Origin of the sequence: Methylobacterium sp. 22177 (assembly GCF_052045615.1) — a bacterium.
Lineage (GTDB): Bacteria > Pseudomonadota > Alphaproteobacteria > Rhizobiales > Beijerinckiaceae > Methylobacterium > Methylobacterium radiotolerans.
The window spans coordinates 1-11,032 of sequence record NZ_JBQEPK010000083.1; the positions used below are offsets into that span (position 1 = coordinate 1).

General features: G+C 65.8%; 14 protein-coding genes. 8 read left to right on the forward strand and 6 right to left on the reverse strand.

Translation table 11 applies throughout. The features are described 5' to 3' along the window. Window positions 1–387 (forward strand): CheR family methyltransferase (locus ACTJK8_RS31340; RefSeq protein ID WP_440761575.1); only part of this gene is annotated, 387 nt, incomplete at its 5' end. Continuing rightward, complete coding sequence (locus ACTJK8_RS31345) at window positions 384–1,469, forward strand: protein-glutamate methylesterase/protein-glutamine glutaminase (protein ID WP_075382280.1); 1,086 nt, start codon at window positions 384–386, stop codon at window positions 1,467–1,469. The genes ACTJK8_RS31340 and ACTJK8_RS31345, both read left to right, overlap by 4 nt. Before the next feature lie 65 nt (window positions 1,470–1,534). Here the strand turns inward: ACTJK8_RS31345 and ACTJK8_RS31350 are convergent, their stop codons facing one another. Further along, window positions 1,535–2,668: an HD-GYP domain-containing protein gene (locus ACTJK8_RS31350; RefSeq protein ID WP_075382279.1), complete on the reverse strand. Its 1,134-nt coding sequence runs from the start codon at window positions 2,666–2,668 to the stop codon at window positions 1,535–1,537. Between the two features lie 170 nt (window positions 2,669–2,838). Between ACTJK8_RS31350 and ACTJK8_RS31355 the strand changes: the two genes are divergently transcribed. Together ACTJK8_RS31355 and ACTJK8_RS31360 are read left to right on the forward strand one after the other, a co-directional pair. After that, entirely contained in the window at window positions 2,839–3,066 is a 228-nt protein-coding gene (locus tag ACTJK8_RS31355; RefSeq protein ID WP_162494522.1) for a hypothetical protein, read from the forward strand. Window positions 3,067–3,308: 242 nt separating this feature from the next. Beyond that, window positions 3,309–4,337, forward strand: a complete 1,029-nt coding sequence (locus ACTJK8_RS31360; RefSeq protein ID WP_091955447.1) for an IS110 family transposase — start codon at window positions 3,309–3,311, stop codon at window positions 4,335–4,337. A gap of 619 nt (window positions 4,338–4,956) precedes the next feature. Here ACTJK8_RS31360 and ACTJK8_RS31365 read toward each other — a convergent pair. From ACTJK8_RS31365 to ACTJK8_RS31375, 3 genes are read right to left on the reverse strand one after another with little or no spacing between them, the layout of a single operon-like run. Further along, the gene (locus tag ACTJK8_RS31365; protein WP_052083663.1) at window positions 4,957–5,379 is read right to left on the reverse strand and encodes a hypothetical protein; all 423 of its coding nucleotides are present in this window, start codon (window positions 5,377–5,379) and stop codon (window positions 4,957–4,959) included. Window position 5,380: 1 nt separating this feature from the next. Beyond that, on the reverse strand, window positions 5,381–6,019 hold the full coding sequence (locus ACTJK8_RS31370) for a hypothetical protein (RefSeq protein ID WP_278305965.1): 639 nt from the start codon (window positions 6,017–6,019) through the stop codon (window positions 5,381–5,383). Then, on the reverse strand, window positions 6,016–6,516 hold the full coding sequence (locus ACTJK8_RS31375; protein WP_043759044.1) for a hypothetical protein: 501 nt from the start codon (window positions 6,514–6,516) through the stop codon (window positions 6,016–6,018). The genes ACTJK8_RS31370 and ACTJK8_RS31375 overlap by 4 nt, the downstream gene beginning before the upstream one ends. Here ACTJK8_RS31375 and ACTJK8_RS31380 point away from each other — a divergent pair. Both ACTJK8_RS31380 and ACTJK8_RS31385 read left to right on the forward strand, forming a co-directional pair. Beyond that, window positions 6,515–7,093 carry a hypothetical protein gene (locus ACTJK8_RS31380; RefSeq protein ID WP_236953043.1) on the forward strand — a complete coding sequence of 193 codons (579 nt, stop codon included), beginning with the start codon at window positions 6,515–6,517 and terminating at the stop codon, window positions 7,091–7,093. The genes ACTJK8_RS31375 and ACTJK8_RS31380 overlap by 2 nt on opposite strands. Before the next feature lie 19 nt (window positions 7,094–7,112). Then, a complete protein-coding gene (locus ACTJK8_RS31385) occupies window positions 7,113–7,631 on the forward strand; it encodes a hypothetical protein (protein ID WP_124262971.1) in 519 nt (172 codons plus the stop codon). 29 nt (window positions 7,632–7,660) lie between these two features. On the opposite strand, the gene ACTJK8_RS31390 is transcribed toward ACTJK8_RS31385, so the two are convergent. Next, a complete protein-coding gene (locus ACTJK8_RS31390) occupies window positions 7,661–8,077 on the reverse strand; it encodes a hypothetical protein (protein WP_043759045.1) in 417 nt (138 codons plus the stop codon). Window positions 8,078–8,792: 715 nt separating this feature from the next. Between ACTJK8_RS31390 and ACTJK8_RS31395 the strand changes: the two genes are divergently transcribed. After that, window positions 8,793–9,911, forward strand: coding sequence for a sensor histidine kinase (locus ACTJK8_RS31395; RefSeq protein WP_075382278.1), 1,119 nt, complete (start codon window positions 8,793–8,795; stop codon window positions 9,909–9,911). Beyond that, window positions 9,908–10,375, forward strand: coding sequence for a response regulator (locus tag ACTJK8_RS31400; RefSeq protein ID WP_075382277.1), 468 nt, complete (start codon window positions 9,908–9,910; stop codon window positions 10,373–10,375). The genes ACTJK8_RS31395 and ACTJK8_RS31400 overlap by 4 nt, the downstream gene beginning before the upstream one ends. A 291-nt stretch (window positions 10,376–10,666) precedes the next feature. Here the strand turns inward: ACTJK8_RS31400 and ACTJK8_RS31405 are convergent. Continuing rightward, window positions 10,667–11,032: IS66 family transposase (locus ACTJK8_RS31405; protein WP_440763090.1), on the reverse strand; the 366-nt coding region annotated here is incomplete at its 5' end.

Here is an 11,032-nt window from a genome sequence, read left to right on the forward strand (position 1 = left end):
GCCCGCACGGCGATCTACCCGGAGGAGATGCTGGCCGCCGTGCCGCCGGACCTGCGGCGGCGCTACGTGATGGTCGCGCGCGACCGGGCCCGGCGCGAGGGGCGGATCGTGCCGGAGCTGCGCGCCCGGGTGCGTTTCCAGCGGCTCAACCTGATGGACGAGGCCTACCCGATCGACCGGGACGTCGACCTCGTCTTCTGCCGCAACGTGCTGATCTACTTCGACAAGCCGACCCAGAAGGCCGTGGTCGCGCGCCTCGCCGCGCATCTGCGCCCCGGCGGCTACCTGATCGTCGGCCATTCCGAATCGATGGCGGGCGTCGGCGTGGCGGGCCTCGACCAGATGTCCTCGACCGTCTTCAGCAAGCTGAGGGATTCCGGCCGGTGAGTGCGTCGAGACCGATCCGCGTCCTCATCGTCGACGACTCGGCCTCCGTCCGCCAGACCCTGTGCGGCATCCTGGAGACGGCGCCCGACATCGAAATCCTGGGTACCGCGGCCGATCCGTTCATCGCCGCGCGCCGGATCCAGGAGGAGATCCCGGACGTCATCATCCTCGATCTCGAAATGCCGCGCATGGACGGCCTGACCTTCCTGCGCAAGATCATGGCGCAGAAGCCGCTCCCGGTGATCGTCTGCTCGACCCTGACCGAGGCGGGTTCCCGGATCCTGTTCGAGGTGCTGGAGGCGGGCGCCGTCGACGTACTGCCGAAGCCGCGGGTCGACACCCGCCAGTTCCTGCTCGAATCCACGGTGCGGGTCTGCGACGCGGTGCGTGCGGCCGCCCGGGCCAAGCTGCGCGGCAGCCGGCCGCCGCGACAGCTCGTCGAAGCGAAGCTCTCGGCCGATGTCGTCCTGCCGCCGCCCGTGCCCGGACGCGTCGTGGTCGAGACCGACCGGATCGTCTGCATCGGCGCGTCGACGGGCGGGACGGAAGCCCTGCGCGACGTGCTCGAGGTGCTGCCCGCCGAGTCCCCCGGCCTCGTCATCGTGCAGCACATGCCGGAGCATTTCACGGCGGCGTTCGCCAAGCGCCTGAACGGGCTCTGCGCGATCGCCGTCAAGGAGGCGGAGGACGGCGACCTTGTGCTCCGCGGCCGCGCCCTGATCGCTCCGGGCGGGCGGCACCTCATGGTCGAGCGCCGCGGAGCCAGCTACGCGGTGTCGGTGAAGGACGGGCCCCTCGTCGCGCGCCATCGGCCGTCGGTCGACGTCCTGTTCCGGTCGGCCGCCCGGGCGGCCGGCGCGAACGCCCTCGGCATCCTGATGACCGGCATGGGCGACGACGGCGCCAACGGTCTGCTGGAGATGCGCCGGGTCGGGGCCCAGACCGTCGCGCAGGACGAGGCGAGCTGCGTCGTGTTCGGCATGCCCAAGGAGGCGATCGACCGCGGCGCGGCCGCCAAGGTCCTGCCGCTCGAGCAGATGCACCTCGAGATCCGGCGCTTCGGCTCGACCACAGTCGCATGACGATCTTGCTAACGTGACCGAGCGTATAAGAGAAGCGCTCTTCCGGGTATGAAAAGCGATACGTGTCAGCCGGCTTGAGTGACGGTCAGCGCACTCAAAACGCCACTGACCTCCATCTGGATGCTTCTGCTTTTGGCTTCCAGGATCTTAGCACGCGCTGCGAGGAATGCGTCGACACAGGCAGGATCGAAGTGCGCGCCGCGCTCTTTCTGAAGATAGGCGAAAGCCTCCTCATGGGTCATCGCGGTCTTGTATGGTCTTGCAGTCGTGAGTGCATCGAAGACGTCTGCGATAGCTACGATGCGCGCGGCAAGTGGGATCAGACGGCCCGCCAGCCCGGCCGGGTAACCCTTGCCGTCCCAACGCTCGTGGTGAGAGCCGGCAATCTCGGATGCGAGCTTGATCAGATCGCTGCTACTTCCGCCGAGGATTCGCTCACCGATGACGGCATGGGTTCGGATGACTTCAAACTCTTCTGGTTCGAGCCGGCTAGGCTTAAGTAGGACCGCGTCGGGAATGGCGACTTTGCCGACATCATGCAGCGGGGCGGCCAGAAAGATCGAGCGGCAGGCCGCAGGTGATAGGCCTAATGTTTCGGCCAAAATCTCGCTGTAGCGAGCCACGCGGAATGTATGGCCACCTGTATCGTTGTCCCGGTACTCCACAGCGAGAGACAGACGAAAGATAATTTCTTCTTCACGCTGAAGCAGCTTGCTGGTGGCGATCTCTACCTCTCGTGCAAGCCATGCCGCTTGGTCGTTCAATTGGCGAAATGCGGTCGCGAGGCTGATCATGTTGCGCAGGCGCGCTTTGGTCTCGGCAGCTTTGGAGGATTTAGGCAAGAAGTCCGTGGCCCCCGCCTCAAGCGCCTGCAATCGTACCTGCTCATCAACGTTTGCGGTAATCATCACGATCGGGAGTCGTTCGTAGCCGGACAGGGCACGCAGGTGTCGTGTAAGCGCGATGCCGTCCAACACAGGCATAGAATAATCGACAAGGACGAGATCAAATTGTTCTGCTTCGGCCATATCAAGGGCCCGTACCGGTTCGGTGAGACCGATGCAGATCAGCGATGACTCCTTCTCAATCAACCGCTTGAGCTGATCTAAATTGGCCGGGCTATCGTCGACAATCAGAGCACGCAGGGGTACGGAGCAAGGATTCTTGTGGCGAAGTTGCACAGACCATTTATCGATCATTGGAATTGTATTCATTGCTGTTTCATGAACCGATTAATGTTGAGATTTCTGGGCAGCGTCCTTGGACGAGATGTAATTTCCGGGCCCGTTTGGGCGGGGATTGGGGTGGCCATCGGGGTCGGCGGCTAAGATGGAGTTTGCGGACTGCAACCTGAGCCGAGAGAACCCCGATGACCGACGACAAAGTGGCACTGATCGAGGCGCTGCAGAAGGCCGATGAGGGCGACGGGCTTACCCTTAGCCAACTCGATCTCGCAGGAGCATCGCACGCGCTGAGCATCGCCCTTGCAGCACGATGCAACCTCGAAGAAGCCTTGAGGCTGTCTGGTGGTACGATGAGAAGTTTTAATCGAGCGTCAGGTGACCTGACGGTTCGTCGAGCTCGAGTGTGCCAGTGAGAACGGCACTTTCTGGCTTGTACGAACGGGGGGCCTTCACCGCTTCTACCCGTAGAAGGCACTATCAGCCTCCCGGACCGAAATCGCCATTCCGCTTGTGACCCAACTTTGCCATTTGCCTCCATTCGCTTGCGTCGCAAAAGCAGATGGGGTGGATGGCTCCCGCTCCGACTGACGGCATCTCGGTGCCAAGATGTGGTCGCTGCCGAAGCAGCAGCCACGCTCATGCAGGAGCCATCCCCATGGAGATCACCACCGTCGGCATCGATCTGGCCAAGAGCATCTTCCAGGTCCACGCCGTCGACGCAGCTGGGCACGTCGTCGTTCGCAAGGCTCTGAGGCGGGCGCAGGTCGTGCCGTTCTTCGCCAGGCTGCCGCGATGCCTGGTCGGCATGGAGGCGTGCGGCACGGCGCACCACTGGGCCCGGGAGCTCATGAGCTTGGGCCACGACGTGCGGCTGATGCCGCCGGCTTACGTGAAGCCGTACGTCAAGCGTGGCAAGACCGATGCGCACGACGCCGCTGCCATCTGCGAGGCGGTGACGCGCCCGAGCATGCGGTTCGTGCCGGTGAAGTCGATCGAGCAGCAGGCGGCGCTGGCTCTGCACCGGACACGCAACCTGCTGGTCAAGCAACGCACGCAGCTGGTGAACATGATCCGCGGCCTGCTCGCTGAGTTCGGGATCGAGATGGCGCGGGGCCTGCGCCATGCGCTCGAACTGGCGGCCCGGCTCTCAGCCGGAGACGCGGCCGAGGTGCCACCCTTGGCCCAGCGCGTGGTGACCGGGCTGGCCGATCAGATCGGTGCCTTGCAGATCCAGCTCACCCGACTGGAGAAGGAGTTGCTGGCCTGGCATCGGGACAGCGACCTGTCGCAGCGCCTGGCGACGATCCCGGGTGTCGGCATCGTGTCGGCAACCGCGTTGGCCGCCTCGGTGAGCGAGCCCGAACGCTTCCGCTCCGGTCGGCAGTTCGCGGCCTCGTTGGGCCTGACACCGCTGCAGAACTGCAGTGGCGGCAAGGAGCGCCTGGGCCGGATCTCACGCATGGGCGACCGCTACCTGCGTCGCCTGCTCGTGGTCGGCATGACCTCTCTGATCCGGCGTGCGAAGGCGACGCCGACCTCGGTCGACCCGCGGCTGCCGGCACTGCTGCAGCGCAAGCCGGTGCGCGTGGTGACCGTTGCGGCGGCCAATCGCACGGCGCGGGTCGCCTGGGCGATCATGACCCGCGGCGGCACCTACCGCGCACCCCTGGCCGCGGCCGCCTGACAGCACGGCAAGGAGACTTTTCCAGGTTGCGAGGACGATGAGAGTTGATGGCGAACCGGTCAGACCGGGAGCCGGGACACCCCGCCCGATGTCCAGGGCGTCACAGCCCGCAAAGCAGAGTGGGACCCAGCTCGCGGATACCATCAGGGCCAGCGGTCAACATGAACGACTGCATCGACAGGCCGGACACAAGACTGCACCCGACCCACGCGTCAGTAGCTCAATTCGCCACTTGCAATGCGGGAGCCATCCACACAAGACACCTTCGCCTCAAATCCGGGCCGTAGGCTTCCACGCTTCCGCCGTAAGCGAACGTTCAGACGGACGCACCGCGGGCCCTCACCGGGCCGAACGCGACCATCTACAATTGGCTTCGTGCCCCGGGCAGCCAAGGGGGCAAGGTCAGGTCGTTCGGGACGTTCACCCGAGCGGGCGGACCACTTCCCAGGTGCTATGCGACTCCGCCGCCGAAGGCCCAATGCTGCGCCTGAGGGGCAAAAAGGGGAGCAGAGCCGAGCCATCGGCCGCTCACGGGGTGGGCGCACGACCATGATCCAAGCCTTCACGGATCGCTTCTGCCGTCCGCTCGCCTGTGGGATCGTCGGTCGGGACGGTCGGTCTATCGGTAATCCGGTGCCAAGTGCCGCATCGCCCGAACCTTGGCGGCGCGGACCGCTGGGCTGCGGACGAGTTCGTGACAGAACAGCAGCGGCATCGGTTTCAGCGCGTCATGAACTGCTCCGTCGCCTCGAGCCATGGACATGGTCTGCCGCGCGGCTGCTGCGCCGACGGCGTCGGCGAGTGTGGTCCAATCCTCCACTGATCCGTGCCCGCGCTGCAAGATCGCATTGCCCCACAGATGGCCCTGCTCGCGCAGGTACGGTACGTCCTGCCGGGTCAGACAGGCAGCCATCGCGTAACCCTCGACGTCTGCCCGAAGCGCGGCGCGTCGCGCTTCCGCGGCAGTTGAGGTGCTCAGAAGGGCCGCGCCGAGCACCGCCGCCCGGACAAGCCGCGTCGGCGAGAGAGGTCGACGAAACATGTCACGGCTCCTCGACGGCTAGGTCCGTCGCCGGGAGCCACCCTACAACGGGCGCCTTGCCGCCTTGGTAGAGCGCCCGCACCCAGCCCTCCCGGCGCTCCAGCACCACAACCGCGTCGTCCGCCACAAGATAAGGGGTCCGTCTCGGGGCTTGGCCGAGCTCGGTCCGGAGAGCGGCGCGTCGAGCGGTCACCAGTCCGACACCGCGCCAGTTCTCAGGTCGCGCCTCTCCTTCCTGCACCTCCCGCGGCAGGGTGTAGGGCTTGTCTACCATGCCGCCCGTCGTCATCGAGCAGCCGCCATGGTCTTCCACCAGTCTCAGCTCGGCCCCCTCCGCCGTGAAGGTGAGGGTGCCGGCGATGCGCTCAGCCTCGCCTGGGTACCAAGTCTCGAGCGCCGCGCGGGGGCCGGACAGCGTGCCGCGTAGGAGGAAGATGCAGCTGAAGGACGGCATGCCGTTGATCCCGCCGCGCACGTCCGCGAAGACGCCCGATACGCTGCTGCCCCGCACCGCGAGGACGAGGCTGCCGTAACGACCCGATCGCGGTGCAGTCTCTGCCGCCGCGCCGCCGCCCTGGGCAAACGTCAGAGCAAGCAAGCTCACAGTGCTGCCGCGCTTGACCCAAGTCCAGAGCTTCACAGGTTCTTCTCCAGAACCTTGACCACAGCCTCGACCCGGTCCTTGAAGTCGGCCACGTTCGCGAAGGGGCGCCAGTTCACGTCGAGCACGCCGCCCTCGAACTTCAGGCCGTTTTGGTAGGCCGAGGCTGGGGCGGTCTTCTCGTCATAACGGATGCGAACCGTTTTAAGCTTCGCCCGCAGGGCATCACGGCCCATCTGGTCCTTGGTCACGTCCCGCAAACCCGCCGCCAGCGGTTCGAAGATCGTCGTCTCGAAGTAGCCCGGATCCGCGTAGTACGGCGCGTCACCCGGGATGGTGAGCTGATCCCACGCCACCTCGACCGGCACGGGGAAGCCTGCCGCCTCCTGAACCGCCTTTTCCTGCGCCGGGAAGCGGCCTTCACGATAGGCGGCGATCGCCCGGCGCTCGGCCAGCCCCAGTGTCGGTTCGGCCCAAGCGGCCGACACGCAGAGCAGGAGCGTGGCGGAAGCGAGCGCGTCGCGGCGTGAGAGCATGCGGTCGATTTCCCTCTGGTATGCCGGCCCGGACATCGGGCGCGGGGTGATGGAACGGATGAGATGGTGGATGCCGCCGCGGCGTCGGGCGCCACCGAACCGGGCCGGTCGCCTCGACGGCGCGGGTGCTGGCCACGGGGACGCGCGCAGGGAAGAAGACGATGCTATCCGCATCGCGCAGCGCTTTGTCACGGTGGCGCACACGCAGGAACAGCCCAGCAAGAAGAGGGATGACATGCCAGGACGACCGTCCGCCCATGCGCGAAGCGTCGCTTCTGTCGCCTTTGCGGCCGCTGCCCTCATGGCTCAGCCGCTGTCGGCCGCACCGGTGAAGCCGGCCGGAGCCGCGCCGAGGCTCCCGGCCGACGCTCAGGCCTACGTGACGCGGCGAAGAGGCTGCAATCACTGGGGTGGCGAGGACGCCTACGACGAGGCTCGCGGTCGGGAGATCGCCGCCGCGGCGAAGGCGCTGCGCTGCGACGCCATCGACGCGGACGAGGCACGCTTGCGCCGCCGCTACGGAAAGGATCCAGCGGTCCTGAAGGCCCTCGACAGAGCGGACGGCGAAAGTGGCTGAGCGCGGCGCGGGACGGCCGGTGAACGAGCCCGTCAGCCGCCGAGTGAGGCGTCTGCTCCACGCGCCTCCCCTCGCGTTGCTCATCGGCCTCGGTCTCGCCCCGTTCTTCATCCTCTTTCCTCGCCTACCCGGCGGGCCGGAGGTCGGCCCAGCGCATGACCCGACCTCACAGCCCTTCGCGTTCTGGGCCGGTGCGGCCTTGCTCGGTGGCCTCGTGGGCACCCTCAACGGCGCGGCCCGACCACTGTACCGCGCTGCCGCGCTCATCTTTGGAGCGTCGCTCCTGTCGGTTCCTGCCTTGCGCCTGGCGCTCATGTCGGGCCTGCCGTTTCCACACAGGCTCGCTGTGTGGCTCGGACTCGATGGGGAATTCGCGATGGAGGCCGATCTATACGAAATTTGGCTGCTGTCGTGGCTCGTCTGCCTCGGTCTGATCGTCGTGGTCTGGCGCGGTCTGGTGCGGATCATACCGGTGCGGCTCGCGGAGGCGGCGGGCCACACGGAAACCACGTCGACCGGTCCCAATCCGTGCCCATAGGCGTGGACCCGGTCAGTGCTGGCGCTGGTTCACTTCCGTGTTGGACGGAGCGGTCCGTAGAAGCCGGTCCATTCCATGCCGAGTGTCTGGGCTCGCCGGGCCAAGATACCGGGCACCGACAGCAGGCTCATCACTGGCGAAGCGAGGATGTCCCGGTCGTTCAAGAGGCGCCCGACCTGTCGTCCCCGCCACCAGAGCAGGCCGAACAGCAGGGCGAGCATCAGGAGCAGGCCCCAGGTCACGAGATCCCACCCGAAGATGTAAAGACCGTAGGGTGGATTGAGGGCCGTACCGAGCCGAGACAGTCCGATGAGGACGATCGGCAACAGGACCAGAAAGCCCAGCAGCTCCAACGGCAGCCGGCGGAACACGCGTAGAGCTGCGTTCAGATCCTCGACGGACACATAGTCGAGGGACAGCCGTGCATCGTTCCCAGCCCGTGTCATGGAGCCTCCTGGCTTCAACGTTGTCTCCGACGATGAGGTCGCACGACTCTAGGATAAAAGGGACGGAAAGGGATTTCCACCTCTCGGCCCGTCAGCGTGGTGCTGCGCCTGTCCCTCCCATGAGTCCGTGCAGCCTCTCGACCAAGGCTGTCGGAGATCGACCCAAACCAGACGCCGCGACAATCCCAACTAAGTGCCCATAGCGGACCCGCTGCAATGCGGTCGGGTCTGCTGAGGGAAGGTACAGATCAGTAGCCGTAGGAATGAACCTCTTACGGCGATGGCTCATCCTTGTTCCGCGCTTTTGCGTGGGTACGCAACGCCGCCAGGACGTCCATTTCGCGACACAGGACCTGCTCGGTTTCGTCAGTATCCTGTCCGTGTAGGATCCTATCCATCAGCAGGGCCGTGTGAGCCCCCGCCCGGGCCTCCGCGGCGATGATTGCGACACGAAGACTCAATCGTTGGGTTTTGGAAATCATTACACGCAATGACGGTCTGGAGGCCGGGTCGGGCCGGCAAATAGACGACCGACCGCCAACATCCAAGCCTCGCGTAAAGCCACTGTGTTTGGGCTATGGAACAACCCTCCCGTCAGCGCATTGGCAGGCTCGGCCTTGTGGCGCCTGCCACAACGCGGCATGCGAGATGCACGATCCCGACGGTTCGTTGGGCCCCGTCCTTTTTGACACCCCCGCTGTGAAGGGTCGTATCAGTGCCGCATACTCGGCAGCCGCTGCAATCTGTTCCCGCCGCCAATACACCTCTCGTGAGTCTCAGGCCCGGCGCCGGCCAACTATTCGAGACCGAGCGGCGCCTCAATGCCGTGCTTAACAACGCCTCGGTCTCCATCTTCCTGATGGATGACCGGCAGCACTGCATCTACATGAACCGCGCCGCCGAGCAGCTGACCGGCTGGACGCTTAACGAGGTTCTGGAGCGCGACTGCCCGCTGCACGACATCGTGCACCACACCTACCCGGACGGCCGGCCGTTCCCGCTGGCGGAATGCGCGATCGATCGCGCCTTCCCGGAGAACAACCAGGAGCGTGGCGAGGAGGTTTTCGTCCACAAGGACGGGCATTTTTATCCGGTCGGCTTCACGGCCAGCCCGATCCGGGACGATGCGGCCAACATCATCGGCACGATCATCGAGGTCCGCGACATCAGCGAGGAAAAGGCCGCGGCCGAGCGCCAACGCCTGCTGATCAACGAGCTGAACCACCGGGTGAAAAACACGCTGGCCACGGTCCAATCGATCGCCGCGCAGACGTTCCGCGGCCAGACCGACCAAGCCGCGCGGGCTGTGTTCGACGCCCGCATGGCTGCGCTGTCGACCGCCCATAACGTGCTCGTCGAGGACAACTGGGAGAGTGCCAGCCTGCGCAGCGTGGTTGAGCGCGCGCTTGCACCGCACCTTCTGGCAGAGGTCGACGTTAACCGCTTCGTGCTAAACGGACCGGATGCACGCCTGCACCCCAAGGTCGCTGTAACTCTGGCCATGGCGCTGCACGAGCTGATGACCAACGCCGCCAAATACGGGGCTCTGTCGGTCCCTGAGGGGCGGGTCGCGGTGACGTGGTCCCTGCAGGCCTTGGACGATGGCCGCGAGCAGCTAGATCTCGCATGGGAGGAGCGCGGTGGCCCGCCGGTCACTCCGCCAACACGCAGAGGCTTCGGCTCCCGGCTTATCGAGCGGCAGCTTCCGATGGAGTTCGACGGCAACGCGGCGATCACATACGCGCCGAACGGTGTCGTCTGCCGGCTGGAGATCCCATTGACCCAGCTCGGCTGGGTCGGCCAGGAGACACTGGAAGGGCACCCTGCCCGATGAGTTTGCTGGAAGGGCGCCGCGTTCTGCTGGTCGAGGACGAGAGCCTCGTGGCCATGCTCGCGGAGGACATGCTGCTCGACCTCGGCTGCGAGGTCGTGGTGGCCATGCGCCTCGACAAGGCCGTGGATCATGTCCGCACGGGGAACTTCGACTTGGCCGTGCTGGACGTCAACCTGGGCGACGCCCGCAGCTATCCGGTAGCCGACCTGCTGTTAGAGCGCTGCACGCCGTTCCTGTTCGCGACCGGCTACGGCACGCAGGGGTTGGAGGAAGCGTATCGGTCAGCCCCGGTGCTTCAGAAGCCTTATCAAGCGGCGCCCCTGGCGCATCTGCTAACACAGCTCCTCACTTGCGAAGCGCCGATGTGGGGCCGCGCCGACGAGAAAGCCGCGGCGTGCGCCTGCCACCGGCCGAAAGGGGAACCCTCCGGAGCGGAGCCTTTTCAGGCCGACCCTGTCCGCTGACGACCCAACGCAGCCGCCGGGAGCGCAATTCGCGTTTCCTCAAAGCGGCCGTCAGTCATCGTCCAACAACTTCGGCTGGGGTGGTGCGTGCCCTTTGGTGGCGGCGGTTCGCAACCAGGGCATAATGGCTCTGGCCTCAGCCATAGCCTCCTCCACCGTCGCGAAGAGACCGGAAGGAGGATATCCTTCTCGCCAAACCGCAGGCGTGTTGTCCCAGGCTTCGAAGCTGTCTTCGGTGTAGAAGAAGCGTACGCCTGTGGTGAAGGCCGCGATCTTCGTTGAGGCGGCGTGTCAGGCGGCGATCGGCTGAGGGTGGGTCTCGGTCCAGTTCCAGGGGAGCAGGTCGTCGAGGCCTCGAGCCGGATGGTCGGGCAGCCGGCTGAGCACATCGGCGAGCCAGGCCTGCGCATCGATGCCGTTGAGCTTGGCGGTCTCGATCAGCGTGTAGAGGGCGGCCGCGCGATGGCCGCCGGCATCCGAGCCGGCGAAGGTCCAGTTGCGGCGGCCTACCGCGATCGGCCGGATCGCCCGTTCGGCGGCGTTGTTCGACAGGCAGGCGCGCCCGTCGTCGAGGAAAAGGATGAAGGCGCTCCAACGCTTGAGCATGTAGTCGATCGCTTGCGCCACCGGAGCCTTGGCGGAGAGCTTGGCGCGGTT

Bases quoted from the DNA above. Each gene is read 5' to 3' on its own strand.
- ACTJK8_RS31350 (WP_075382279.1), bottom strand. From the start codon at position 2,668: ATGATCGATAAATGGTCTGTGCAACTTCGCCACAAGAATCCTTGCTCC.
- ACTJK8_RS31355 (WP_162494522.1), top strand. From the start codon at position 2,839: ATGACCGACGACAAAGTGGCACTGATCGAGGCGCTGCAGAAGGCCGAT.
- ACTJK8_RS31360 (WP_091955447.1), top strand. From the start codon at position 3,309: ATGGAGATCACCACCGTCGGCATCGATCTGGCCAAGAGCATCTTCCAG.
- ACTJK8_RS31365 (WP_052083663.1), bottom strand. From the start codon at position 5,379: ATGTTTCGTCGACCTCTCTCGCCGACGCGGCTTGTCCGGGCGGCGGTG.
- ACTJK8_RS31380 (WP_236953043.1), top strand. From the start codon at position 6,515: ATGCGGTCGATTTCCCTCTGGTATGCCGGCCCGGACATCGGGCGCGGG.
- ACTJK8_RS31375 (WP_043759044.1), bottom strand. From the start codon at position 6,516: ATGCTCTCACGCCGCGACGCGCTCGCTTCCGCCACGCTCCTGCTCTGC.
- ACTJK8_RS31390 (WP_043759045.1), bottom strand. From the start codon at position 8,077: ATGACACGGGCTGGGAACGATGCACGGCTGTCCCTCGACTATGTGTCC.
- ACTJK8_RS31400 (WP_075382277.1), top strand. From the start codon at position 9,908: ATGAGTTTGCTGGAAGGGCGCCGCGTTCTGCTGGTCGAGGACGAGAGC.